Genomic DNA, 26,179 nt, shown 5'->3' on the forward strand with positions numbered 1-26,179 from the left:
ACGTGTCCTCAGGAGAGACAGCTACTGCACAGACTCAGGTGCTGCCTCTCGGTTGATCAGATGCCGTGCAAGCAGTGCGATTGGTGCCAGTGCAACTTTTCCCAACACGAGCAGTTCCCGTGGGTATGTTTTAGGGACGCGAATATCGACGCGTGAATCTCTATCGAGATCCTCACAGGCAGCCTTTGCCGCGTGTAATCCAGTCGTAACAGCCCCTTCCATGGAAACAAGATCCACGTGCGACTGGCAGTAATCGCCTGCCATGTACAGATTCGAGAGACTCGTTCGAGCAGTGGGCCGATACGGCCACACACCGACTTCGTTCGTGAACAACGGCTCAGTCTCATGTGGTTGCAGATACGTGGTCTGGATCGCACTCTCGTCGAATGGTGGAAGGTACGGTTTAAGATCCGCTATGAGCTCACGGGTTGCGGTTTCAGCAGACAGCCCTACCAGTGGACGAAAATCAGAGGCAATTACGTTGAGGACTGTTGGATCGTGTTCGTCCCACCATTGAGAGACGTCGACATACGAGAGCCCGTACCGAGATTCGAGGAGGTTCACGTGATCACGAGGGATACTAGGAAGCTGCTCCGTGAAATGGATATGGAGCGCAGCCATGGGCCGTGCAGTGAGATAGTTGAGGTCGGACAAGTCCGAAGCTGCAGTATATAGCTCATCATCGAGGAGAGAGAGGACCTGCTCAGTTGGAATCGCGAGGACAACAGCATCGACGTCGTACTCTTGCTCCACGCCAGTTTCACTACGGATACGGACCGACTGAATGCGCCCATCGTCTGGGACCAACTTCACGACCTGCTGTTCTGTCTCGATCGTACAACCGTGTTCGACGAGCTGGTCTTCAAACGGGGTGATGAACCCTGATTGGAGGTCTGTGTTCAGGATTCGATGCATGGGCAGTGGATAGCGGAGCCAATAGCGCATCGTGTTCCGCATCGTCATCGCACTGACTTCGTGAATCGGGACAGAAATTCCCTTGAGCATAAGGTCTTCAAATTGCTCGGCAATAGAGTCGACCCCGTAGAACCGCGATCGAAGAAACCCAGTGATGGTGATCTGGTCGAGTTTCGCCCGGTATCGGTACGGCTGACTCATCAAGTCCAGTGCAGCATAGAAGAACAGGAACTGCTCTGGTACTGATAGCACCCCCGCACGCAAATTTCGGAAGAAATAGCGGGCTGACGTCAGATTTCGGTAGGTCGAATAGGACGGATATTGGTTGGGACGTAACTGATGGAAGTTTTCAACATCCTCAAAGGAACCTCGGATATCGAGTTCGTCGATGAGTCGCCAGACGTTCTCATACCATAACGGGAAGATATGGTATCCGTGTTCTTCGATATTCCCGTTGACGACTGATGCACCGGCTTTCCCACCTAAGCGGTCACTTGCTTCAATCAGGGTGGTTCGACAGCCCCGTTGACTGAGTTCGTATGCCGCAGTCATGCCAGCGAGCCCCCCTCCTACTACCACCACGCGCTCTGTGTCGTTTGACGCCATTCCACAGTAGGTAGTCTCTCAAACAACATATATTCTACTAGAATATTTGATAAATACTTGGGAAATTGTTGGCCACTATCCAGTCAGATCTTGTCAGCATAGTACTCAAAATAGATAAGCTATTGTCTTTGTTAGACAATATCACACTATGATCTCAGAGAAAGTATCGATTGGCCGACCGTCGCCGATAACACAACTCTTTACAGCCGCCCAGTGGACCATGACAGCACTCCTCCTCTATTACACCCTGGGGAGTGGGTTCATCCTTGCCGTAACCGACTTCACACCACTCACAGTGGAGACCGTCCTCTTTTGGCACCCGTCGTTCCTTTCATTCTTTACCATACTGGTACTCGCCATTGGAGTAGTCTGTGGCGTATACTGGCCAGTTTTCAACGGCGATTCCAGGCAGCGAGAGCGGGATCTGTTACTTCCACGACGTGACTGCGTAAAGTGGCTGGCTGTCGGGCTGTGTTTCCTGACGCCGTTCTCGCTCATCAATGTCATCACTATCACTGATTGGTTGACGAATCTCCTTGCGCTCAGCGGCCTCTTGCTGGTGTGTGTCTACACATACGCCTACGGCGTCGGGTCTGCGCCAGAACCGGCCACATAAGTCGGCTCAGGAAGACTGGGTCCAATACTCTTTGCCGCTGTCGAAAATTCACAGCGGATGTCCCGAGATAATTCACACTCTGTACTGAAAGAAACACTTAGCATGGATGCCAACAAACACCCCAGATATGTCGAGCAGTGACACACTCCGCAGTCGGCTCACACAGCTGTTGTCGACGGCGACGGTCATCTATGAATGCCGGCAGTGCGGAACGATGTGCACGCGCACGGATACTGTGTGCCCGAGTTGTAGCTCGCTCGATATTGCTACGTTCCGTTTCTAATCGCTCCTAGCACGCGACGCTTGTGCACACCTAATACCCATCCAAATTTCACCACAACACTCATCAACTATAACACAATACTAGCAGGAAACAGAAATGTCGACGTCGTCGCTCACCACTCGGCTTGCAGTCCTCCAAGAGCGCTCGCCGCAAGACTACGGTACTCTCACTCGTCACCTCCCACTCCTCCAGACGGCCCTCGACACCACTACCCGCCCGTATCCAACGAGTCGGCAACTGTACGAGACGTTCGAGGACCCACCGATCCCAGCACACCTTTGGGCGTTTGCTCACGCTCCTCGTCGAACTCAAGATTATCGACATCTATACCGAGCGCTCCAGCGCCAATCGCTACGATATTCGCGGGTACGACGCGGCGGCGCTTGAGGAACTTGCGGTGCTGCTTGAACACTGACGTCCAGATTCAATACTGTCACCGGACAGTTCTTGTAACCACAGTGTACTGTGTAGGTAGTGAGAAGCCTGAATCGGATACTGATTTGCTTTCTCGTCGTGACTGTTCTCCTCGCCGGCTGTACTGGACAAACAGGGGAGTCCACAACTTCAACTACATCAAGTATCGGAAGCTCTGCAACAGCCACACCGACGAGTGGTGCAACGACTAGCGAATCGACGACGACAGCATCATCAACAGGAACCGCAACGTCGACTGCTACAGCAACGGCGACGCCCACACCGACCTCAACCGCGACACCTACACCGACTCCAGCGACACCTACACCGACTCCAACGCTAACTGCGTCGCCAACGCAGAGTGGGCCTGCGACCGGTACCGAATGGACGGTAACGGTGACCCGTGTCATCGACGGCGACACAATGGAGGTTCGGTTCCCGAACGGGGAGACGGACACCGTTCGGCTCCTCGGTGTTGACACCCCCGAAACGACCCTCAGTCGAGTCTCGCCCGACGAGTTCGAGGGCATCTCGGAGACGACAGCCGGGCGTGACCACCTCTATAACTGGGGCCAGAAAGCCACGCAATTCGCAGAAGATGAACTCGAGGGCAAGCAAGTGACAATTGTCGTTGACGCGCAGGCTGACCGGCGTGGGTACTACGGCCGACTGCTCGTCTACATCTACGCCGACAGTGAGAACTTCAACAAGCGGTTGCTCACCAATGGCTACGCTCGAATGTACGATAGCTCGTTCTCGAAGCGCAGTGCGTTCCGCTCGGCAGAGAGCACTGCTCAACGAACTTCGACAGGGCTGTGGGACTTTGAGGATACATCGACCCCGATAGAAGCCCCTAGAAGTGAGGAACCCGACAGTTCGAACAGCGACATCCCTCCCCTCCCGGCCGATGGTGACTACGACTGTTCGCACTTCGATACGCAAGAGCAAGCCCAGCAGGTCTTAGACGACTCTTCGGGTGATCCGCACCGTCTTGATGGAGATGACGATGGTGTTGCCTGTGAATCGCTTCCATAACAGTTGAGCTCTCGACTTGGTTGTCTCTGCGCCGACTGCGTCGTTCCTGATACGCGTTGGCTCCTCATGCCCAGAGAGTCGCAATCCACTACGCTTCCGAACAAAATACCAACAATACGGTCGTCAATGAAGCCGTTGTCAGCTTCAATGATACCCACGTGTCCGCTATGAATAGGCGTCGTCGAACTCGCGTTCCCGACGCATCAACTCTTCAACGCCGTGTTTGAGAATGCCGCGTCCCATTGCAGTCGGCCGGTAGTACGTGTAGAACCCTTGGCTGTCGGCCGTCCGTCGCTGGCGCTTGTCGACCAGCCCGACATCGACCAACTCGTCGAGATGGTAGTGGAAGTTGTGGGGTTCCACGTCGACTGCGGATTTTAGTTCAGCGGCACTCAGTTCATCATTGGCGACGAGCGTACGGAGGATGCGAAACCGCGTTGGGTGGCCGATCGCCTGCTGCATCGCGAGGTACTCCTCGAGCGTCAGCCCGCTCTCTTCGGGGAGCGGCGGCTCCGGCTGGCGAACCTCGTCTGTGGGGCGACGGTCAGTTTCGGCCATGGGGTTGTCTCAGTCGAGCGTTGTTGTGCCACGTACTTAGCCGTTCTCTAGTAGATGATTCCTGAAAACGCCGGGATTTATATATCGACTCTCCGAACCGACGATTCGAATGCGGGACCGGATTATCGAAAATCTTCCTCGGGCGGTCGGTAACTCGGACGCCCTTCGTCCGGTTCGCCGCGAGCAGTTTCTCGTCTATGTGATGGGTCCGTATCGGACGTTCGACGTCGACGCCCTCCTACCGGCAGATGCTGATGCTGAGACTGACGTGCCCTCGTTCGCGACATGGAACGAGGCCAGCGGTGAGTACGCCGAGGACGACGTCCTTCGCTTGCTCCAAGAGACACGTGATTGTCTCCGCGAGCGTGGATTCAACGCCTTCCTCGCAATCGACGTCGGAATCCCACTTGATGAGATGGATGCAGCGACACAGAGCATCGAGTTCGCCCGAGCGAGCAATGTGACTGTGTTCATCGCACCCCAGGTGGGCGATAATCTCGGTGTCGGCATCGAGATCGGGAGCGTCCTCCAAGACGTACTGTCGGGCGACGGCATGCAGGGGCCAGTGGCCGATACCACACCCCCAGAGCGCGCACGACGAATGATGGTTATTACCGAACCATCAGTTCGGAGTGCGATGCTTGGAGCAGTTCATGCACGCTGGGATGCGAGCATCCGGACGTTCACGGATGCCACCGACTGCTGTCGATTGTGTGCACAGTTCTGTACGCACGTTCAGAACGAGGAACTCTACGGCTCGCTTGACCGGCTGGATTAACACGCTCGAAGACGTGGGTCGAGTATGCCCAATTCCGGAGAGAACCCATCCAAGCGCATCGTAATTTTCCTCTCCGAAAACAAGGACCAGCAGTTTGCCACCCCACAGGTCGTAGAAGAGACGGGCCTCACCCATGCGGAAGTCGCGACCATCCTTCCACAGTTGCGTGAACGCCGACTGGTTGTGCACGAGGATTCCTGTTGGGAAATCACAGACGATACTGAACGCCTCTCAAACGCGTATTCGCTTCACAGATCGATAGCACGCCTCGACGAGCGATATGGAAGCGAGGAGAAGGAGATGTGGGATGAATACGCACCAGACATCGAAGACCATCCGAACTACGACGCAACAAATGGATGAAACAGATGCATCGTTGAGCTATCTCCAGAAAAGCGAATCTACGCCTCTCGATTCTTTCCAAAGACAACATAGCCTGTACACAAGGAACTCAGACTAGAACTAGTTGACGCGACATTTTATGCGAATGGTTCTCAAACAGGTGGTATGTTTGGGGCTCGAATTCGGGTTCATCTATCAGATGACTGGACAGCAGAACTCGGCCAATATGATATTCGAGGTGATGTCTATACAGCGACCCTACATGAGCGACAGTACACAGCGCTCTACCGGTTTCGGGGAAATAACATCGACAAGGCAGTGGAACTGGCCGAATCTGCCGATTACTTCAAGTCCGTCGAAGTAATCGATCGGGGTACTAATGGGTCTGCCAGTTACGCGATTGTACTCACCCTCGCTCAGTTCTTGGAACCGACACCCTACACCATCATGCTGGAGAACGACTACATGCCACTGGATCCGACCATCCTTCAGAACGGCTACGAGTTCTTCGATTTGTTCATTCGAGACCGCGATCGACTAGCCGAACTCGTCGACCGTCTCGGGTCCGTTGGTGATGTCGGTATCGATCGTGTTGTCAGCGACATCGAGATGGTGTTTACTCCTAGTCCGGTTACCTGGGGGAGTCTTGAGGAACTTTTGACCGACCGTCAGCGGGAGGTCATTGTGGTCGCTTACGAATTAGGCTACTTTTCGGTACCACGTGAGGCGACATTGAGCGACATCGCAGCCCACATAGATATTGAGAAGAGTACAGTGGGAGAACATCTCCGACGAGGCATGGGGCATATTGGGAAAATTCTTGCTGAGCGGGAGTCTCCTTGACATCCTCCCACGCCTGAAGACGCGGAATTCCAACCGTAGTTAGGAGATTATGGTTCGTAGTTGGGACCTGTTCTCGCGGTAACACTGTCAAACAGGCGAACCACTGGCAAGGCCAGCTGTTTTCCTTATTCTCACTCGGAGGACTCGGGAGTACCGTTTGCCGAATGTTCTCCGCACCATGGATCCGCCTTCACCACCGTGTCGCACTTCTCGCAGACATCATCTCGTAGTCTGTAAAAATAGCTGATATTCGACGGGGCGCGTCAAGAAATACACATATAACACCCTATTTGTGCGGGATAACCGTTACTCCGGAGTAGCAAGTGATGTTATACCATGGCGAGAACTGTTGACCGACGAACGGCACTCAAAGTCGCGGGCGGGAGTCTCGCAGGCGTGAGTACTGGATTTTCGGGATGCCTGAGCGTCATCGGTGGTGGTAGTGGCGGCAAGACGTTTGTCGTATCCTCGAAGAACTTCACTGAACAGTTCGTTCTTAGCAACATCAGCATGGAGTTGCTGAAGAGCGCCGGCCACGAAGTTGAGGACAAGACCGGCCTCGGGGGATCACCAGCGAACTTCAAGGCCCTGAAAAACGACGAATCAGATTTGTACTGGGAGTATACTGGGACTGCCTGGGCGAACGTGCTTAACCGAGAGAAATTCGTTACCGACCCCGAGTCACTCTACAACAAAGTTGACTCCGCCTACAACAAGCAACACGATATTGACTGGCTCAAATACGCGCCATTCAACAACACCTACGTACTCGTCGGGAACCCCGAGTGGACGAAACAGAACGGTATCGATACGCTGGAAGACCTCGCGAAATACGTCAACGAGGGGAACACCGATTTCAAGGTGGCCATGAACCAAGAGATGAAACAACGTGACGACGCGTGGGGCGGCCTCCCGAAGGCCTACGGGTTCAACAGCAAGAAACAGGATATCGGAGTCGTTCAGATGAAAATCAGTCTCGTTTACGAAGCTGTAAGTCAGGGGAAAGCAGAGCTCGGCTTTGGGTTCGCAACCAACCCCAAGATCGACAAACATGACCTGCCTGTCGTGGAGGACACCAAGCCGTTCTTCAACATCTATAACCCGGCACCGAACATCCCGACCGAGGCACTCACTGAGGACGTAAAAGCGACGCTCAACAAGCCTACAAAAGATCTTACCACCGAAACCCAACGGAAGCTGAACGCGAAAGTCACGATTGAAGGAAAGAGTGCACAGACAGTTGCAAAGAACTTCCTGAAAGAGAACGGGTACATCTGAGCAATGCCATCTGCAATAGCCGTTATCGAATGGATGATCGACAATCAAGCCCTGCTCATCGAACAGGCCATCCAGCACATGAATGTCGCCCTCACGGCTCTCGTCTTTGGGATCATCCTCTGGGGGGCGACGGGAGTGCTCATCTACCGGTATGACAGATTCTCTGACCCGGCTCTCGGTGTGTTCGGCGTTTTGTTGACCATTCCGAGCCTTGCGATGCTGTCGATGTTAATCCCGCTCGTGGGAATCGGGATTCCAGCGGCGGTGTCAGCACTTGTGCTGTACTCGGCGCTCCCGATTGCGAGGAACGTTTATGTAGGCCTGGAGAGCGTCGATGAATCGAAAATCGAGGTTGGACGTGGATTGGGAATGACTGATCGGCAAATTCTCCTCAAAGTGCGTCTCCCGCAGGCAATGTCAGTCATTATGGCTGGGATTCGGCAAGCGGCAGTCCTCTTGGTGGCCATCACCACCATTACGGCGTTCTTTGGAGCGCCTGGCCTCGGACAGAGCATTTTCCGTGGTATCAGCCTCGGAAGCACGAAACAAATCTTGGGAGGTGCAATCGCCATTTCGGCTATTGCGATTATGGTCGATGCGAGTCTGTACGGCGTTCAGCGCTTCCTTCCCGGTAGTGAGGTGAACAACGCATGAGCATGATACAGTTCGAAAACGTAACGAAAACCTACGGCGACGGAACCACTGCAGTTGATGGTTTGTCTTTCGAGGTCAAGGCAGGCGAGACACTCACGCTCGTCGGCCCCTCGGGCTGTGGAAAGACAACGACGATGAAGATGATAAACGCCCTCATTCCAGCCACTGAGGGTACCATCTCTATCGATGGTGTATCCATCGATGACTGTGACACGATTGAACTGCGGCGGTCTATCGGGTACGTCGTTCAAGAGATTGGACTACTCGATCACATGACGGTCGCCGAGAATATCGGTATCGTCCCAGACCTCCTTGGTTGGGACGATGATCGTATCGAAAATCGGGTTGATGAATTGTTGGAACTAATCGAACTGCCGCTGGAATCGGGCAAGCAGTACCCAAGTGAACTCTCCGGTGGGCAACGTCAGCGCGTCGGGGTCGCTCGAGCGTTAGCGGCTAACCCACAGGTGTTGCTCATGGACGAACCCTTTGGAGCACTCGATCCAATCACTCGTGACAGTCTCCAAGATGAGTTCCTCGAGATTCAATCAGAACTTGATGTGACTATTGTCTTCGTCACTCACGATATCGACGAAGCCCTCAAGATGGGCGATAAGGTGGCTGTGATGCGCAATGGAGACATTGTGCAGTGTGACACCCCGAAGACCATCCTTTCGGACCCCGCGACCGAGTTTGTCTCAAACTTTGTTGGCGAAGACCAACACTTCAAGCATCTCTCTACGGTGAGCGTCGCTGATGTGATGACTGAGGAAACCGACCCGCTTGATGCTCCCTCGGTTCAGCCAACCGAGGATCTTAAGCAAGTTGCTCAGATCTTCCTCGGATCTGATCAGGATGCACTCCCCGTAGTCCAGAATGGGACGCGCGTCGGCACTGTCACTCGGGGACAAGTCAAGGTGGTTGTCGACGGCGACCAGAGCCTTGGCGGAAAGGGGGTTGCCCAGAATGTATAGCTCTGTTATTCTTGCAGGCCTCGGCTCGTACACCCAGTCAGTCATTGAGGCACTGGAATATATTGCCAATCATTGGGGGGTATTCCTCACGTTATTACAGACACATATGACCATCGTGCTGGTAGGTGTCGGTGCTGCTATCGTCGTTGCCGTCCCCCTCGGCATCGTCGTGACTCGACACGACAAACTCGGATGGATGGTGATGAATATGGGCGCTATCGCCCAAACGCTCCCGCCGCTTGCGGTTATCGCCATTTCGTTTTCCTTCCTCGGACTCGGCCGAAACCCTGTGATACTAGCGTTGTTCTTCTACGCACTCTTGCCAATCCTAAAGAACACCGTTGCCGGACTCCGGTCGGTCGATGACTCCAAAGTCGAGGCTGGGCGTGGCATGGGAATGACACAGTTCGAGCGCCTTACCCGCATTGAACTTCCACTTGCCATGCCCGTAATCTTCGCGGGGATCCGGACTTCAACCGTCATGTCTGTCGGCGTCGCATACCTCGGTGCGTTCATTGGCGCTGGTGGATTCGGTAACTGGGTCGTTCTCGGCCAGCAGCAGCTAGACACTCACATCACGATGGCGGGGGCTATCCCGGGTGCTGCACTCGTTATTGTCCTCGATCAGCTGTTCAAACGCCTCCAAGGCGTCGTCACGCCAGCGACATCAACTACGAAGGAGAATACAGAAATCTCGGCTGCCTAAAAGTAGCCATTTCACCGCCCCCCTATACCAGCCCTTCAACAGAGACTATGATAGAACTCAACGGAAGCCTTTCACTAGACGATGTCGTCGAAGTTGCATGCAACGGTGAACAAGTCACACTCGCTGCAGACGCTGCCACAGCGATGGAAGAGACTCGGCGTGTCGTCGAGTCGGTAATCGAGACAAATGAAAAGCAAGTATACGGACTAAACACCGGATTTGGGAAGTTGCAGGACGTCGCGATCTCCCGTGAGAATCTCGAGCGACTTCAAGAGAATATCATTCGGAGTCACGCGGCGGCTGTTGGTGACCCCGCCCCAACACCGGTCGTTCGCGCTGCGATGCTTAGTCGGGCGAACACGCTTGCAGCCGGTCGATCCGGTGTCCGCCCTGCTCTCGTCGAACAGTTCCTTGATCTGTTAAATTCGAACATCCACCCGCTCGTTCCCCTCGAAGGTAGTACCGATGATCTTGGTGCCAACGGACACTTCGGACGAGTGCTCCTTGGTGAGGGTCGCGTCGAATACCAACACGAAGAGATGGATGCCGCTGAGGCGTTCGCCGATGCTGGTCTCGAACCTCTGTCGCTCGCTCCAAAAGAGGGGTTGTCAACACTCAGTGGAACGCCGATAATGACGGGTCTGATTGCGATTGCCCTTGATGAGCTAGAGCGACTCCTCACGGCAGCTGACGCGGTCGCTGCCCTCACATTCAGTCTTATCGGGAACTGTCCAGAGACCTTTGCTGAGCGTGTCGTTGCTGAGAGACCACAAGAGGGCCACCAAACTGCCGCCCAAAATGTCCGCCGGCTTCTCTCCGACGATGTCGGTATCGAGTCGATGGAACAGGATCCACTATCGCTTCGTCTGATTCCCCAACTTCACGGAACAACGCGGATGCAGCTAGAGAACGCTCGTAACGTCGTCGAGACGGAACTTGAGAGCGTCACTGATAATCCACTTGTGTATCCGGACGGAGAACTGGTCTCGTGTGGAAATTTCAACGGCCAGCCGCTTGCTGAGAGTGCCGACCAACTCGCACGCAGTCTCACAAAACTCGCTGAAGCAAGTGATCAACGAACCCATAAGCTCCTTCATAGTGACAACGTCCCTGCGCCATTCCTCGCTGACGAACCAGGACTTGAGTCCGGTCTCATGATTGCACAGTACACTGCCACTGGTCTCGTCAACGAATCGCGTCTCCTTGACAGCGCTGGCGACCACTCGGTGATTGTTTCTGGTGGGCAGGAAGACGTCCATAGTATGGGGACCATTGCAGCTCGGAATCTCCATACGGTCATGGAGAATGTCGCCCTTGTCATCGCAATCGAACTCTTGACTGCTGTTCAGTTCGCCTCGTTAGCCGATGACCCCCCGTTGAGCGAGCGGTTAACCGCCCTCGTTGATGTTGTCTCGGAGGATGTTCCACTGCCTAACGGCGATGTGCATCTACACGATAAAATTGAGGCCATCGCCGAATTGCTTCGAGATGGGACGATACAGTCGGTCATCGACGCAGAGGAGTAAACGTATACTAGCCAGACCCATCGGCTCATCTGACACTACGAAGATGATCGTTGTCTCGTCATGGCTCGTTCGAACTGACGAAACCCCTTGCGGCAGACGTCCGCTGTATCTCGTGCACGAATCTAGCTAGAGTTCAGTATTTGTGAATTAGTATTTATTTCTCATAAAATATTAATTCAATATGATGGCCACTACATTTTTCTCCGAGTTCGTGGTAAGTGCCCGAGCATGGATCCGGCACACAAAACAGAGACAACTGTTCACGACCGACGAGAAAGGCATCGATTATCGGTGTGAGGCAACACAACCAAACGGGGAAGTGCGAGAGGAATCAAAGACTGTTATACCATGATAGGCTTGGCGCAGACGCCACGGGGCAGGTCGTGGCTCTCTCCCCGTCTCGTAATCGAACAATGATTCATAAAACTGCAATTGCTCTTGGTGTTCTGGCCGAGGCTATGGTGATACTCGTGGCCAACTTTGTTTCACTCCCAAGAGCATTCGTATGGATTGGAGTCGTCCTCTCGCTTCTGACTGGGCTGGCCGGTGGACTAGTTGCTGGGCGGTTAACGAGTGGAGGGTGGCACACACGAGCTATTCATGCGCTCTTGACCGGACTCCTCGGCGGATTACTTTTCGGCGTTACCCTCTGGTTCAGCATGAGCTACGCCATCCCACGTGCCGAATACAGTGTCATGTGGGCAATCAACTACCTGCTCGCTACGAATCCTCTTGGAATCCAGCAACTACCGTGGCTGTACACGGGAAACACTCTGGGAATCGTGCTCGTTCTTCTGTCGATGGGTCTCTTTGCCGTGGAGGGGTACATTGCTGGCGGAGCAGTATCCCAGACTGACCACCGATCTCAATGGGATTAGAAGACAGCAAAGACTGATTGTTTCAGTGCTCAAACACGACTTCTCGTCCAGTAGTAGTGCTTGTTGGCGTTCTCACGGCCGAGCTCTCTCTGAGACAATTCTTCTACAACCCTCGAAAGCCGATTCCCTCGTACTCAAGGTCTCAATAGCCAGTCACAACAAGCCGAAGACTCCGACAGAAGCCCCGAAAACACCGTTGTGAAATCCGAACGTTGTCCTGACTCGCTTGCCTCTACTGCAGTACAACACACAGACAGTCAGGAAAGAAACACTTAGCATGAATGCCAACAAACACCCCAGATATGTCGGGCAGTGACACACTCCGCAGTCGGCTCACACAGCTGTTGTCGACGGCGACGGTCATCTATGAATGCCGGCAGTGTGGGACGACGTGCACGCGCACGGACACCATGTGCCCACGTTGTGGCTCACTCGATATTGCTACGTTCCGTTTCTAATCGCTCGTATCACGCACCGACGCCGACGCGCGCCTAGCACCTGGTTGCATCACAACACGTAGCACCACTAACGCACGACGACTCAGAAACCCACAGATGGCGTCGTCGCTCACCACTCGTCTCGGAGCCCTCCGTGAGCGCTCGCCCCAACACTACAGCATCCTCCAACGGCATCTCCCACTCCTCCAGACAGCGCTCAACGACGCCACCCGTACCTACCCGACGGGCCGTCAACGGTACGCTCACCTCGAGGACCCACCAATCCCGTCACGGACCTTCGGCTGCTTGCTGGCCCTCTTAGTCGACCTCGAGATTATCGATATCTACGCCGAGCGCTCCAGCGCGAATCGCTACGGTATTCGTGGGTATGACGCCACAGCCTTCAATGAGCTGGCAGCGTTACTCGCAGAAACACGGCCATTGCGAGTGCAGGCGAAACTCCACGGACCGAGCGACTCACTCACCGACTTTCGATTGAGTCTTCACGGACTTCCCCCTCAAGTATACAATTCAAAGAATGTCAAGAAAACCCATCATTCATTCCTACTAGATTCACATTGGTTCTGTTTATTCTTCGAAATAGCTGCGTCAGCGAACAAATAAATGTGAATAAACCAATCTATAAAGGGAGGTAATGAGAATGAACGAAATGTTTGAGTTGACGGGGTTCCAGCGAGATCTGCTTGTAGTAGCGAGTGCACTGGAGAAACCTTCTGGACAGGAGATCAAAGAGCGCATCGAAGACGCAATGGGTAAAGCGGTGAAACACGGGCGACTGTACCCAAATCTCGACACCCTCGTTGAGCAGGGCTTACTCAATAAGGGTCAACACGACCGGCGGACCAACTACTATCAAATCACAGAGAAGGGGAAGTTGACCATTCAAGAGCAGTTGGAGTGGATGCGGTCGGAATCGCAAGCGCTACCTGCATAGTACGTTCAACGTTCGGAGAATACCGCGCACTATGTTTGCGGCGTTGATGAGGTCGATTCACGGGTAGGTATTACTCACGCCAGACGTCGCCATCGTGAGAGTAGTTGAGAATTACACAGATCGAGTCAGGTCCACTGGCGAGACTGTACGGATTCTCTCGAAAGCGCGTTCTTTGCTGGGCAGAGCAACAGTTATAGTATGGCATCAACGCTCGTCTGCGAGTCATGTGGGAGCGTTCGTTTTGATGAGGTATCCTCAACACAGAATGCACTCACATTTGTGTGCCATTTCTGTAAGGAACCAGCACAGGTTCTCCTCTGGTGGCCAGGGAATCCTTTGGAGGAAATCTCTGACTTGTAAGCAGTACCCAATGTGACTGCCTGGATCTGCAAGCAGTCGTGCAGTCTCAGAGTGCCCAGCTCTTTCATACTGCCGTGAACCCCCTCCGGAATATCTGCATCGGGTCTCTCAAGAAAAGAGTCCCACTTACGAGTGACAGACTCCGCCACCCAACGGTTCAAGTGTGTACAAACCAAGGGAGGTTGTGACACAAACTGTTGCAATCCTTGGAGGAGGGATTGGTGGCCTAAGCGCCGCTCACGAACTTACTGAGCGAGGGTTTGAGGTGACCGTCTACGAAGTAAAGGGCCGCTTCGGTGGGAAAGCACGAAGTATCCCCATTTCGGACGAGACACAGGTTCTCGGTGAACACGGCTTTCGGTTCTTCCCCGGCTTTTACAGGCACGTCACAGACACGATGAGCCGTATCCCGTATGGAGAACACCACACAGTTGCCGACAATCTTGTGCCAACCTCTCAGTCGCTCATGGCACGGATGACCGGCGAGGAAGCAGTCGCTTCTACAAAGACTCCAGAGACGCTTGACGAGTGGGCAGAGACGCTTCGACCCGGCAATTCTTCGAATACGCTATCGAGCAGTGAAGCACGGTTCTTCGCTGAGCGGATGCTGACGCTGCTCACGAGTTGTGACAAACGACGCGAGAACGAGCTGGAGAACATCTCGTGGTGGGACTATATCGAGGCAGAGCGGATGTCCGAACCGTACCAGCAGCTTGCAGCAGTAACACAGTTGCTTGTCGCGCTTCGTCCCCAAGATGGGAGTGCTCGAACCTTCGGACAAATCTATCTCCAGCTGATTCGGGGGCAACTAGACCCTTCGATGGAGGCCGAGCGAATCCTCAACGGTCCGACGAGCAAAGCGTGGATTGAGCCGTGGGTCACGTACCTTGAGGACAACGGTGTCGAGTTCATCCACGATGCTCCAGTCACTGCCATCAATTGTACGCGCGAACGGGTGACCAGTGTCACCGTCGACAAAACGAGTTCAACGGAAGAAGTACAGGCCGATTACTACGTGGCTGCGCTACCAGTTGAAGCAATGGTCGAGTTGTTAACTGAAGAACTTCGTCGGGGTGCGCCGTCGCTCGCGCGTCTCGATCGAATCGACACTGGCTGGATGAGTGGGATTCAGTTCTATCTCTCCGAAGATATCGAACTCGTACACGGACATCAGCTCTACTTGGACTCCCCGTGGGCACTCACCTCTATTTCACAGCAACAGTTCTGGGAGGAGTACATCCTCTCCGGTGAGAGCGATGGAACCATCGATGGTGTGCTCTCAGTCATCATTTCAGACTGGGACAAGCCCGGAATCCTCTATGATAAGCCAGCGCGTGACTGCACTCCTGATGAAATCAAAGCCGAGACGTGGGCACAACTGAAAGCCCACCTCAATCGGAACGGGACTGAGCGCCTCTCCGACGACGTCCTTGTCGAGACGTTCCTCAATCCTGCTATTGAGGAGACGGACACAGGCGTCGTCAATCGCGAGCCACTCCTCGTGAACACCGCTGGGTCGCTTCGCTACCGACCGAGTGCAGCCACCAAGTTAGCGAACTTCGTCTTGGCGTCTGACTACGTTCGAACCAATACGGATCTCGCGAGCATGGAAAGTGCAAATGAGGCCGCTCGCCGTGCAGTAAACGCGATTCTGAAGCACAGCGGCGTACGAGCACCGTACTGCAAAATCTGGGAATTAGAAGAGCCGCGAATCTTCAAACCGCTCAAAGCACAGGACGCAATCCGCTACCAACTTGGTCTTCCTCATCCCGGTGAGACGTTCAAGGGAATCTCGACACCGAGTCGAATGTTGAGCCTCCGAAGTCGGTGAATCCTAAGGTTGTAACACTACGATATCTCTTCTAACTCAAGTTGGTCGATAAGCTCATCTGGCGACCCGCTTGCTCCTGTGATGTGGTGCTTTCGCCAAGTGAGCGTCCCTCGTTCGATCTGATAGGGTCGCGGTGACGTCACCGCTTCTTGGTCCCACTCTGTCGATCCAGGCTTCGGGTAATTCGTGAGTCGATACCACATAATCTGGTCGTCAGGATTCCATCCAACCCGTGACCACGTCGCTGGTTCGAGTGGGAGGCCCGGGTCTGTTATTGCTGGCGGGAATGCATGGGGGTCGTCTGAGATTGCCTCTCGCTGGGCTGGACTCCCGAGAGCTTCTAGCTCGTCACGAATCGTCGACCCAATTCGTGGTGGAAGTTTGAGTGAGTCCCGAGGCATATCGAATATCGTTGGCGTACTCTTCTCGAATCGACCGAAGACCAACGTCGGTTCGGAAACTTCCATTGTCATATACGGGGTGTGGGTCGACCGTGAACGGTCTTCCGGGAATTTGAGGGTACCCCATTTACCAGCGACGGACCCGTCTTCGGTTCGCCATCTGATTCGCGGTTCACCGATGTTGTTCCTGCAATGAGTTTCTCGTCCTCAGCACAGGCGTCGACGAACCAGTCGAGTTCTACTACGGCGCCGACAGGCATCTCGACACACTCGAAGAACGACTCACACGAATCTATCCGTCGTCGTTCGACCTCTCGCGAGAATCCTTCGACGTCGAATCAAAACTCGTTTCTGAGGACACCACCCGTGAGGACCTCTCACCACGCGGCGTGCGCTGGCAGGCGTCGAGCATGCGGAAAGACGACTGGATGATGCTACTCACGCGGAACGAAACCGAACCGTTCGCAGACGAGACGCTCTCCCTGCCACTCGTTTCACTCGTCGACGAGCTCGCTGACGTCGAAGCACCCACCATCTTCCAAGTGTTGTTCCAGCGGAAACCTGATTGGTCACCGACGGCCGAGAGTCGCAAGCTCGACCTCCGGAATCAGACGGACACGCTGATGGACAAAGCCGTCGACGCCGTGTTCAAAGACACGCGGACGCTGGCCGAGAAAGAACAGCATCTGAGCGACGGCGCGACTCAACGACTCGAAGAACTCAGCACCAAGAACCCCCGGCGAACCTTCACCGTCAATCTCCGGGCGGTCGCCGTACCCACGATCGACGCCGACGAGCAGCCAGTCGACGCCCAACTCGACGACCTGATGACGGTCTTCGACTCGATTGGTGGGGAGTTCTACGAAGTCGAGCGTGAACGCCTGCGAGCGAATCGACATCGGGAATCGTCGAAACGGAAGCACGCCCTCGCTGTCTTCGACCAACTGCTGGATCGAGAGCTCGTGACTGGGCGGGGTCGAACGACACCGGATTTCGTTTGTAATTCCCGCGAACTCGCGCCGTTCATTACCATTCCGTCGGGGAATACACTGAGCGTCGAAGGCTCACGACGAACACGCTCCGAACAGGAGAGTCGGAGTTCACTGCCCCTGCCACACCACGACCACATGGAGAGCCTTCGTGAGGGAATGGCGATCGGCCACGCCGTCGACGAGAATGGGACACCCGAAGACGACCCAGTGTGCATTCCGACGTCCTCACTAGTGACCCACTACCTTCGGGCGGCGACGACGGGTGGTGGGAAGTCGAAAGCACTGCTCAACGATATCCTCTCGGCGTCTGCCACCACTGACGGCCCGGTCATCGTGCTTGACCACAAGGGCGACGGACTGGCCGAGAACTACATGCGTGCGCACGGTCGGCGCTTCGGGATGGACGATCTCGAGGAGAACGTCCTACACTTTACCGTCCCCGATATCCTGCCCGGCTTCTCGTTTTTCGATCTCCGAGCAGACCTCTCGCGTGGTGTTCGACGGACGGACGCCGTCAAGCGCAAAGCCGACCAGTACAAGCAGATTCTCGAACTCGTGATGGGGAAGGACTTGTTCAGACGCGCTGCAACCTCTCCGATCCTCATCGAGTCGCTCATCAAGACGCTATTCGACGAGGAGTACGGTCGTGAGAACGGCAGTTACCGTGAAAGCGAGGACTACTTCGGCCACGAGCAACTCGAACACGCCTCGGATCAACTCACAGCTGCTGGACCACCCGAACCGAACGAGGAGGCATTGCCGAAGACGACCGACGTCGCCGCCCGGCGTGAGCTTCGTCGGAAAGTGAACACGGATGCGAAGACGTTCTCGACGATTCTCACGGGTCTGAACAACCGCTTGGCGTACGTCTCACAGGACGCCAACCTCCGCCGCATTTTCAACAACACCGCCCAGCAACTCGATTTCCGAGAGATCCTCGACAGTAACCAGGTTATCCTGTTCGACCTCGGTGGGTTGAGTGATGAGGCGGCAAAACTGCTGACCGGACTCATCCTCGCGATGCTCGAAGACGCGCTACGGACACACGAGGGCGACCTAACGCAGCGGCCCGACGACTACGTGGTTAACCTCATGATCGACGAGGCTGCCTCTGTGGCCGCCTCTGACGTTCTCAACAATATGCTTGAGAAGGGGCGGAGCTTCCGACTCTCAGTGGGGCTGGCAATGCAGTTCCCCGAACAGATGCAAGCCGAGGGTGGTCGGCGACTCTACCTCAACTTGCTCAACAACATCGGGACCTTGCTCGTCGGGAAGATCAACGTCGACCGTGAACTCGCGAACGCGATGGCCCACGAGGAGTTAGATCCCGAGGCGTTCGCGAATCGGATTCGGTCGCTGCCACGCGGTGAGTGGATCGCTCAACTGCCGAGTCCGACGTTCGGCGAGACAGGGCCGTACCCGTTCAACGTCAAACCACTCCCGATTCCGGAGGGCCACCCAGAGAGCGAGTCGCCACTCACGGGCGTTGAAGAACAGCGATTCCAAGACGCGCTTAAGCACGTACATGAGCGAACGCAACAGGAGTTCGGCGTCCCCCGAGACACCAGCCAACCGACGGCGACGACGCCGGACGAACTTGGAGAGCTGCTCGATGTCACCACCGACGACTTGGACGTCGCCATCGCGAAAACCGTCCGGAGTGTGCAACTCCGCAAGGGCGTTCGTGAGGACAACGAGTGGGTGAGTGTCGAGACAGTCGACGAGACACTGCGAGAGTTGTACGAGCGGGTCGACGAAGAGCCACCAGCTTACGAGGAACTCACGGAGATTCGCAAACGGTCGCGACTACTCGACACCACAGTCGATATCGACGCCGACGAACTCATCGTCAAGCTCACCGAGGCGGGTGAAACAGAAGCTAAGCCGGGCACGGGCGACGTGCGATCTGCCGGTGGGAGCGACCACGACGATGCGCTCTTGGAGATTGAGCAGGCGTTGTCACCGCTGGGCTTCACCGTCTCGATTCTCACCCAAGATGGCAGTGAAAAGCCAGACGCGAGAGCGACGCATCCGGACCTCGAAACACCGTTCGCGATCGAGGTTGAGACGACGACGCCAGAGTACCCAACCAAGGTTCTTACGAATCTCAAGAAGGCACAAGCGGAGAGCGCAGTTCCGCTCTTTGTCGTCCGAACAGGTGAGACAGAGGCTTATTGGGCTGAACGAATCGAGACTATCCTCTCACCGCCAGTTCGTGAACTTGCAAACGGAGAGACGCGGTTCTATACGCATGATTCACCGTTGACGTTCAACGGCGGAGCAACCGAGCACGGTGGCGTGACGGCCATCCGGCCAGTAAACGGGAGTGACGACTCGAAGCGTTCTGTGTGGGTTAAGGATGGAGACGAAATTGTCCTTCAGAATGGGGATGGCACAGAGTATCTTCGTGCCTCTGGCTGGGGCAGCGTGACGAAAGACCGTGTGCCCGCAACCTACAGCTACGACCACCCGGTCGAAGAGTATCTCGTCTATGAACGTGGAGAGCTTCACGTCTATGAGTCGAAAGCGGCACTCGAAGCTGAGTGGGTAACAATCAAACAGCCGTTCATCCCTACAGAAGAATTGGTCGACCCAACGAACAGCACAGACAGCTATGCAATCGTCATTCTCCGTGAGGATAACGAGGCGGTCGTCTATAGGGACGGTTCCACGAAGCCTCTTGAGACAATCCTTGAGAATACCGAGCAATCTGAGGAAACTCCACCTCAAAACTGGAAAGACGATTCCGATGCCATCGTTGGGCAGTTCATATCCGAGTGGATTGTCGAAGAGAAGGGCAGTTCGGTCCCCGCTGCAGACGTCTATTCGACGTATGAATCGTGGGCCAAACAACACGAGATTACTCCCGATTCACCGAGCTGGTTCAGCCGACGCCTCAGTAATCAGATAGAATTTGAGCGGACAACTGAGCGCCACGATGGGGAGGCGATTCGGTGCTACAAGGGGATTTCACTCGCAAATCGGAGTGTCGATGATGAATTTTGAAATCGGGCAGTGTACGCCTTCAAACGCCATCCTACTGCATTTCGCGATGGCGTTACGCCAACCGGCGGTTGCGATTCGCGAGAATCCGCAAAAACGCCAGACTGCGTGGTGTTACGGCAAAGCCGAGAATGGCGTAACACTGGCCCCTGCTCAGAAAAATGCCGTACATGGCGTACGCCTGCACCTCAGCGTCTCTATTGCTCATTTGTCGATTCTGTTACGGCAAAGTGCAACTAGTATAGATGGGGGGTATGCCGGTGCAAGTGAGCGAAGCGAACGGAGGGGGATTTTTTCTGGCGCCAAAAGGGGCGCGGCTCTGAGAGGAGATACCCAATGAGTGAAGAACCTACCGAGATGCTGACACAGGAATTGATACCCGAAGAATTAGTCGACCGACCCCAGTGGGTGTGTTGGCGACGAGCGGAACGCGACGGGAAGCCGACGAAGATTCCGGTGGTCCCAGGCGTCGGATCGTTCGCGTCGTCGACGGACCCAGAAACGTGGGGGGACTTCGAGACTGCAGTGGAGTATCTCGAGCGTGGCCGGGCCGATGGAATCGGCTTTGTGTTCACCGAGGCGGACCCAATCGTCGGCGTCGACTTGGATGACTGTCGCGACCCCGACACGGGCGACGTCGACGACGACGCAAAGGACATCATCACTCGGTTGAACTCTTACACCGAGATCTCGCCGTCGGGAACCGGGTACCACGTGCTCATTCAGGGGAGCCTACCGGAGGGTCGGAACCGCCGTGGGAAGATCGAGTGCTACGACAAAGCGCGCTTTTTCACCGTCACCGGAGACCGAGTGACAGGAACACCAACAGCGGTGTCGCAGAGACAAGACGCCCTGGAAGTGATCCATCGTGAGTACATCGCCGACGAGAAGACACAATCGACAGACAGTCCTACGCGTGTAACGGAACGTGAGGTGTCCTCATCCAACACGTCACTCGACGACGACACCCTCATCGAGAAAGCGAAGAACGCCTCGAACGGCGCGAAGTTCGACCGGTTGTGGAACGGCTCAACCAGTGGCTACGACAGTAACTCAGAAGCGGATATGGCGCTGTGTTGCATGTTGGCGTTCTGGAGCGGCGGCGACACGGCCCAGATGGACCAGCTGTTCCGCCAGTCAGGGCTGATTCGTGAGAAGTGGGATGAGGTCCACTACGCCGACGGATCGACGTACGGCGAGAAGACCATCGAACGTGCGATCGAACGGACGTCAGAGTTCTACGAACCACGGTCGACAGGGGAGTCAGAAACAGACACACCCACCAGTGATAGCGACGACGTCGACAACACGCGTAGTCGAGCATACCTCGTGGAGAAGAATCGCTTGTTGCGAGAGCGTGTGAACACCCTTGAAGCAACGCTCGACAAGCGAGATGAGCGTATTGAGGAACTCGAGGCGGAAGTCGAACGGCTCACTGGCTCCGATGTGCTAGACGACAAGGAACCTGACGTCGACGACGTCAATCACCTCGGAGCGACTGGTGATGAGGGAGACTCAGAGGCGACGTCGTTGTGGGGACGAACGAAGCGACTCTTCGGGGAATAAACGACGCCTTCACAAGAGTATACTGCGCTGGTAGACAACTATATTAGTCAGCCAACCGAATATACACGCATACGCCATGAGTGACCCATCGTCGGTTGATTTCGCCGCCGAGTGGGAGGCTGAGCTCGACGGTCGGACGACGGTCGAGAAGATTTACGACGTCGCCCTCCAGCTCGCTGAACCGCTGCGTGTCGCCGACATCGCAGACCGGGCGGGAGTTGCGCCGGATACCGCACGGAAGTATCTCGGCTTCCTCACAGAGATCGGCATTGTGAAGAAAGCAAGCGACGACCCAGCCACGTATCGTCGCAACGACGACTACCTCGAGTGGCGACGAGTTGACCGGCTTCGGACTGAGCACACGGTCGAAGAGCTTGAAACACGGATTTCAGAACTCAGTGAGCAGATTCAGGTATATCAGGAGACCTACGAGGCAGCCACGCCCAAAGCGGTCGCTCCCCAGGACGCTGGCTACGAAACACTCGATGAGACACTCGCCGACCTCCGTCAGTGGGAGGCAGCTCGAAGTGAGGTCGACCAGATCCTCACCGCATTGGGCCGCGACAAACACATCGCGGACACACAGAGGGTGAGCACAGGACGTGATACCCGTGGTCCTCGAACAGTTCCAATCGGGCTGCCAGGCTGTCGTCCCGTCCGCTCAACCGACCGCACTGAATAATGGGGGATTCGACACCAAACAAAGAACTGCTTAGGCGAGTCGCACAACGGCTTGGGTCACAGCCCTTTGTCACGCAGGTGAACCCATTTCCCTCACACAAAAGTGACTGATTCGAGACCAGGAACGTTGGCAAGACGCGTCTTCGCATCAGTATCGGTTATTCTCGTGGTCCACTGAATGGTTACACCGACGGTAACATGGGTTGCAGAAAGCTTTGGATCGAGACTGTGTAGCTCGTCAATCGTTACGCCAGCGACACCCTCGGCTCGTGAGAGCCGCTTCTTAGTCTCCGTAACCAAGTCGCTGCCCGTCCGACACGGAATGCGAATCGTTACGTCAGCAGTCGTGGTTATGTCAAAATTGTTGGTGCTGGTGGTTGCCATGGTCTCTCCTCTCTCGGGGGAGCGCCGCACGAGCTGTTTGATTCACGAGCTCCGCTCCGAGTGCGCGAGGGACGATTCGAACGCCCGTCTCGGTCGTGGCACGACCGCGTGCTACCGAACTACACTACTCGCGCTTGGCGAAGAAAAACGAAAAGACAGCACTATGCTGGCTGGAACGCATCAATGTCATCGATAACCTGCATCGGATTCTCGGCGTGCCCGATGAACGAGAGAACGGTTTCTGACCAGCCAGAGATGTTGTAGACGTTCTCGTATCCTTCCGGCGTCACAAGGTCGCCGTAGGACGCAAGATCAATCAGGTATAGCGCCGTCTCAGGTGCAACCTCGTCTCGGTAGGCGTCGAACGCCGCCTTGACCGTCTGGTCGTCTCGTGCCGTGAACGGCGTGCTGTCCCAGATTTGCATGTCGGTGAAGACGACAATTCGCTTAACAGGCTTGCCTCGCTCGCGGAGGAACTCCAGCGCCTTCCAGCCGTTCGTCGAATTCCCCACTTCTTCGTCGATACTCAATACCGATTCTTGCCGTTGCAGTACTGGCGTGTCGACGTGCATCGAGACGGTCTGGAAGTCGTCACCGAACCCACCGACTGTGGCACCTTGGTCGGCTAGAATCGCACCGAACAACGCGCCAATTTCCTTCAATCGGAGCGTGCTATTCCGAGACAGTGACATGTCCATCGACCCTGACAAGTCCACCGCGATGAACGTGTCCCCGAGTCCGTCAGGTATCGTCTCCACGGCGGCGTCGATTGCATCCTCCAGCCATCGCTCGACTGCCGGCGCTTGCACGTCCGCACTCTGCAGCGCGGTGTACGCCTGGTAGTATCGGAACGGGTACAGTGGTGCGTGTCGCACCGCCCCCAGGTCGAGGTGGCCCACGACGGTCTCCTCGTCGACACCTGCTTCGAGCATGTTCCGGAGGTTCCGGATCGATGCGAAGATCGGGAGCGTGTACTCATCGTCTTCGATGAGCGTCTCCCAGGCATCGCGGGTGTTACCGCGCTCGGAGATGACGGTCTCCCACGTCTTGGGCGACGGCAACGGTTCGACGTCAGGATAGTCATCAAGGTCGCCACGCATGAACCGTTCAAACAGGACCTCTTGTTCAGCGTTGACCGGCTTTGGGTGTACGCGGTTGAATACGTCGTGCAGCGTCACCTCACGTCGCGCTAGCTTGTACTTGCCGAGCGTGTAGTCGTCGGCCATTGCCACCAGCGCGTCTTCGATACCGCGTCGGAGCGGCCATGGCGCCGTGCCGCCGAACAGCTGATCGTGAACTGCGAGGGCGGTCGCCGTTTCATCCATTCGCTGGATAATCGCCGGTGCCCATTCGCGGATGAGAGACTCAGGAGAGTCGTCCTTGAACCGGTCGTCATTGGCTGCCAACACGAGCAGCACCTGCGGGATGTCCCGTAGGTAGAGTTCCTGTCGCGCGTACGCGGCGAGCTTCAGGACGAACTCCGGATCCTCTGCGGCTGCAGCGTCGAACCGTCGAACGGCAGTGGCGAGTTGCTCGTCCTCGGTCTCGTAGAACGAGTTTTCCAGCAGTTGGTTGATCGTGCGCTTGTACAGTGCGAGTCGGGGGTCGGCAGGCTCGAACGCTTCCCCACCTTCGTGGTTGGTGGTTCGCGTCGCCTTCGCGACCGTTTGCTTTGGCTTGTTGAACTCCATACTATCACTTGGAGCCGCAATAGGCGACTCCGAACGCGGCTGTCCACAGATGCTGCGAACAGCGAGTGTCCCCGGCACGATTCGAACGTGCGACACCCGGCTTCGAAGGCCGGTGCTCTGTCCAGACTGAGCTACGGGAACGAGAGAGTGGCCGGAAAACCGCCAGAGCGAAATACGGGATTCGAACCCGTGGAGTGCCATTGAAGTATCGCTCCGGCTCGACGACTACTGGTAGGTGACGACCGGAATGCTGTCGGGGCGGGACCGGTGTCGAGAGCACTCTCGTGCTCTCTTTGTCCGGCATGTTCTCGATGGACGGGGCCACCGACAGGATTTGAACCTGCGAGTTCCTGGCGAAGTAACGCCTCGACTCGACGGTCGCCGGGTGTGGTCGGGTAACCGACGGTGCGACGGGCTATGACTCCCGGTATGCCTTACAGGCTGAAGGAATGCACTGTCTTGACGACCACACGCTGGACGGAACCGACGCTGGCAAGCTTGCTAACGTCGATTCCTGAGTGCTCTCGAGGGGAATCGAACCCCTGACCTCCAGCTCGAAAGGCTGGCGTCTCTCGCCAACGGAGACTCCGAGAGCATGAACAGCAGAGAACCACGTGGTTCCGAACGCCTGGGGAAGGATTCGAACCTTCCACAACCGGGGTAACAGCCCGACACCCCCACCAAGGGGGTCTCCCAGGCATCGAGAGGGCCCGACGGGATTCGAACCCGCTATCTTGCGGTTAAAGGCCGCTTGCCTGTCCTCATAGGCTCCGGGCCCGCATGCTCCAGCCCGGATTTGAACCGGGGGCTCGGCCGTGAGAGGGCCGTGAGTTTGGCCGCTACTCCACTGGAGCGGATTGACCTCGCCCGTGAAGGGGTCATCGGCCAGTGGGACGGGCAGGATTCGAACCTGCGTGTTCTCATTAAATGTGAGGTGAAGGAACTCTCACCGTCGCACCGGGTGTCCGGTGAAAACTCGGTGAGAGGAAGAATACCAGGCTCTTCTACCGTCCCGCAGTCTCCCCGGCACGACTCGAACGTGCGTTTCCTCCTCTACAGGGAGGCGTCGTAGCCGCTAGACCACGAGGAGAACTGTCGCCGCGAGGATTCGAACCTCGGAAGACCTACGCCAGCGGTTCTGAGCCGCTTCTCGTTGACCACTTGAGTACGGCGACGCAATGTCGAAGTTGGGCTTCTGACAGCAGAATAGCCGGATGCCGCCACCAGGATTCGAACCTGGGAAGGACTAACCACACGGCCCTCAGCCGTGTCCGTTTGGCCACTCTGGCATGGCGGCACAGTCAATTCCACGGGCAGGACTCAAGCCTGCGGATCCCGTCAGTGCGGGTCGTAAGCCTGCAGTTGTTAGCCACTTGGCTACCGTGGAGTGGGGACGGACTGATTCGAACAGCCATTACCTGCTCTGGAGGCAGGTGTCGTACCATTGGACTACATCCCCCTGCTACGGCGGG

Annotated in this window: 20 protein-coding genes, 11 tRNA genes and 1 pseudogene; 17 read left to right on the forward strand and 15 right to left on the reverse strand. The window is 55.8% G+C overall.

What is annotated here, in order from left to right; translation table 11 throughout:
• Nucleotides 1-21: 21 nt before the first annotated feature.
• Nucleotides 22-1,521, reverse strand: coding sequence for an FAD-dependent oxidoreductase (locus BM083_RS18705; RefSeq protein ID WP_089871545.1), 1,500 nt, complete (start codon nucleotides 1,519-1,521; stop codon nucleotides 22-24).
• A gap of 220 nt (nucleotides 1,522-1,741) precedes the next feature.
• On the opposite strand from BM083_RS18705, the gene BM083_RS18710 reads away from it, so the two are divergent.
• The 3 genes from BM083_RS18710 (at nucleotide 1,742) to BM083_RS18720 (ending at nucleotide 3,869) form a co-directional block, all read left to right on the forward strand.
• Entirely contained in the window at nucleotides 1,742-2,137 is a 396-nt protein-coding gene (locus tag BM083_RS18710; protein ID WP_143085768.1) for a hypothetical protein, read from the forward strand.
• Nucleotides 2,138-2,706: 569 nt separating this feature from the next.
• Nucleotides 2,707-2,835: a hypothetical protein gene (locus tag BM083_RS24010; protein ID WP_281244229.1), complete on the forward strand. Its 129-nt coding sequence runs from the start codon at nucleotides 2,707-2,709 to the stop codon at nucleotides 2,833-2,835.
• Nucleotides 2,836-3,230: 395 nt separating this feature from the next.
• Nucleotides 3,231-3,869 carry a thermonuclease family protein gene (locus BM083_RS18720; protein WP_245756943.1) on the forward strand — a complete coding sequence of 213 codons (639 nt, stop codon included), beginning with the start codon at nucleotides 3,231-3,233 and terminating at the stop codon, nucleotides 3,867-3,869.
• A 165-nt stretch (nucleotides 3,870-4,034) separates the two neighbouring features.
• On the opposite strand, the gene BM083_RS18725 is transcribed toward BM083_RS18720, so the two are convergent.
• Nucleotides 4,035-4,427: a winged helix-turn-helix domain-containing protein gene (locus BM083_RS18725; protein ID WP_089871551.1), complete on the reverse strand. Its 393-nt coding sequence runs from the start codon at nucleotides 4,425-4,427 to the stop codon at nucleotides 4,035-4,037.
• 109 nt (nucleotides 4,428-4,536) lie between these two features.
• On the opposite strand from BM083_RS18725, the gene BM083_RS18730 reads away from it, so the two are divergent.
• The 14 genes and pseudogenes from BM083_RS18730 to BM083_RS18805 all read left to right on the forward strand — a co-directional run bounded on the left by BM083_RS18730 (nucleotide 4,537) and on the right by BM083_RS18805 (nucleotide 22,633).
• On the forward strand, nucleotides 4,537-5,205 hold the full coding sequence (locus tag BM083_RS18730; protein WP_089871553.1) for a DUF7509 family protein: 669 nt from the start codon (nucleotides 4,537-4,539) through the stop codon (nucleotides 5,203-5,205).
• 24 nt (nucleotides 5,206-5,229) lie between these two features.
• Entirely contained in the window at nucleotides 5,230-5,568 is a 339-nt protein-coding gene (locus BM083_RS18735) for a hypothetical protein (protein WP_089871556.1), read from the forward strand.
• Between the two features lie 144 nt (nucleotides 5,569-5,712).
• The gene (locus BM083_RS18740; RefSeq protein WP_089871558.1) at nucleotides 5,713-6,390 is read left to right on the forward strand and encodes a helix-turn-helix domain-containing protein; all 678 of its coding nucleotides are present in this window, start codon (nucleotides 5,713-5,715) and stop codon (nucleotides 6,388-6,390) included.
• Between the two features lie 336 nt (nucleotides 6,391-6,726).
• A complete protein-coding gene (locus tag BM083_RS18745; RefSeq protein ID WP_089871560.1) occupies nucleotides 6,727-7,668 on the forward strand; it encodes an ABC transporter substrate-binding protein in 942 nt (313 codons plus the stop codon).
• A 3-nt stretch (nucleotides 7,669-7,671) separates the two neighbouring features.
• A complete protein-coding gene (locus tag BM083_RS18750) occupies nucleotides 7,672-8,322 on the forward strand; it encodes an ABC transporter permease (RefSeq protein WP_089871563.1) in 651 nt (216 codons plus the stop codon).
• 2 nt (nucleotides 8,323-8,324) lie between these two features.
• Complete coding sequence (locus tag BM083_RS18755) at nucleotides 8,325-9,296, forward strand: ABC transporter ATP-binding protein (RefSeq protein ID WP_089871663.1); 972 nt, start codon at nucleotides 8,325-8,327, stop codon at nucleotides 9,294-9,296.
• A gap of 106 nt (nucleotides 9,297-9,402) precedes the next feature.
• Nucleotides 9,403-10,002, forward strand: coding sequence for an ABC transporter permease (locus tag BM083_RS18760; RefSeq protein ID WP_177197703.1), 600 nt, complete (start codon nucleotides 9,403-9,405; stop codon nucleotides 10,000-10,002).
• Nucleotides 10,003-10,049: 47 nt separating this feature from the next.
• Nucleotides 10,050-11,528 (forward strand): HAL/PAL/TAL family ammonia-lyase, encoded by a 1,479-nt coding sequence (locus BM083_RS18765; protein WP_089871568.1) that lies wholly within the window; start codon nucleotides 10,050-10,052, stop codon nucleotides 11,526-11,528.
• A gap of 218 nt (nucleotides 11,529-11,746) precedes the next feature.
• A complete protein-coding gene (locus BM083_RS23865; protein WP_245756945.1) occupies nucleotides 11,747-12,406 on the forward strand; it encodes a hypothetical protein in 660 nt (219 codons plus the stop codon).
• 1,107 nt (nucleotides 12,407-13,513) lie between these two features.
• Entirely contained in the window at nucleotides 13,514-13,798 is a 285-nt protein-coding gene (locus BM083_RS18780; RefSeq protein ID WP_089871667.1) for a PadR family transcriptional regulator, read from the forward strand.
• Between the two features lie 544 nt (nucleotides 13,799-14,342).
• On the forward strand, nucleotides 14,343-15,989 hold the full coding sequence (locus tag BM083_RS18785; RefSeq protein ID WP_089871570.1) for a hydroxysqualene dehydroxylase: 1,647 nt from the start codon (nucleotides 14,343-14,345) through the stop codon (nucleotides 15,987-15,989).
• Nucleotides 15,990-16,800: 811 nt separating this feature from the next.
• Nucleotides 16,801-20,388 (forward strand): helicase HerA domain-containing protein, encoded by a 3,588-nt coding sequence (locus BM083_RS18795; protein ID WP_245756946.1) that lies wholly within the window; start codon nucleotides 16,801-16,803, stop codon nucleotides 20,386-20,388.
• Between the two features lie 354 nt (nucleotides 20,389-20,742).
• A pseudogene (locus BM083_RS18800) lies at nucleotides 20,743-21,826 on the forward strand (phage NrS-1 polymerase family protein); the annotation flags it as partial.
• A 201-nt stretch (nucleotides 21,827-22,027) separates the two neighbouring features.
• On the forward strand, nucleotides 22,028-22,633 hold the full coding sequence (locus BM083_RS18805) for a DUF7342 family protein (RefSeq protein WP_089871574.1): 606 nt from the start codon (nucleotides 22,028-22,030) through the stop codon (nucleotides 22,631-22,633).
• 92 nt (nucleotides 22,634-22,725) lie between these two features.
• On the opposite strand, the gene BM083_RS22950 is transcribed toward BM083_RS18805, so the two are convergent.
• From BM083_RS22950 to BM083_RS18865, 13 genes are all read right to left on the reverse strand, one after another.
• Nucleotides 22,726-23,016, reverse strand: a complete 291-nt coding sequence (locus BM083_RS22950) for a hypothetical protein (RefSeq protein WP_143085770.1) — start codon at nucleotides 23,014-23,016, stop codon at nucleotides 22,726-22,728.
• Nucleotides 23,017-23,077: 61 nt separating this feature from the next.
• Nucleotides 23,078-23,150: transfer RNA gene (locus BM083_RS18810), tRNA-Gly, on the reverse strand.
• Between the two features lie 27 nt (nucleotides 23,151-23,177).
• The gene (locus tag BM083_RS18815; RefSeq protein ID WP_089871576.1) at nucleotides 23,178-24,707 is read right to left on the reverse strand and encodes a TROVE domain-containing protein; all 1,530 of its coding nucleotides are present in this window, start codon (nucleotides 24,705-24,707) and stop codon (nucleotides 23,178-23,180) included.
• A 66-nt stretch (nucleotides 24,708-24,773) separates the two neighbouring features.
• A tRNA-Arg gene (locus tag BM083_RS18820) sits at nucleotides 24,774-24,848 on the reverse strand.
• Between the two features lie 378 nt (nucleotides 24,849-25,226).
• Nucleotides 25,227-25,302: transfer RNA gene (locus BM083_RS18825), tRNA-Glu, on the reverse strand.
• 30 nt (nucleotides 25,303-25,332) lie between these two features.
• Nucleotides 25,333-25,406, reverse strand: a tRNA-Asn gene (locus BM083_RS18830).
• Nucleotides 25,407-25,412: 6 nt separating this feature from the next.
• Nucleotides 25,413-25,485 (reverse strand) — tRNA-Lys (locus BM083_RS18835).
• Nucleotides 25,486-25,488: 3 nt separating this feature from the next.
• Nucleotides 25,489-25,561: transfer RNA gene (locus BM083_RS18840), tRNA-Glu, on the reverse strand.
• A 35-nt stretch (nucleotides 25,562-25,596) separates the two neighbouring features.
• Nucleotides 25,597-25,721 (reverse strand) — tRNA-OTHER (locus BM083_RS23510).
• Between the two features lie 4 nt (nucleotides 25,722-25,725).
• A tRNA-Tyr gene (locus BM083_RS18850) sits at nucleotides 25,726-25,797 on the reverse strand.
• Nucleotides 25,798-25,800: 3 nt separating this feature from the next.
• Nucleotides 25,801-25,882, reverse strand: a tRNA-Leu gene (locus BM083_RS18855).
• Nucleotides 25,883-25,922: 40 nt separating this feature from the next.
• Nucleotides 25,923-26,004: transfer RNA gene (locus BM083_RS18860), tRNA-Leu, on the reverse strand.
• A 91-nt stretch (nucleotides 26,005-26,095) separates the two neighbouring features.
• Nucleotides 26,096-26,166: transfer RNA gene (locus BM083_RS18865), tRNA-Trp, on the reverse strand.
• Between the last annotated feature and the right edge of the window lie 13 nt (nucleotides 26,167-26,179).

The sequence above is a fragment of the Halogranum rubrum genome (genome assembly GCF_900114455.1).
Lineage (GTDB): Archaea > Halobacteriota > Halobacteria > Halobacteriales > Haloferacaceae > Halogranum > Halogranum rubrum.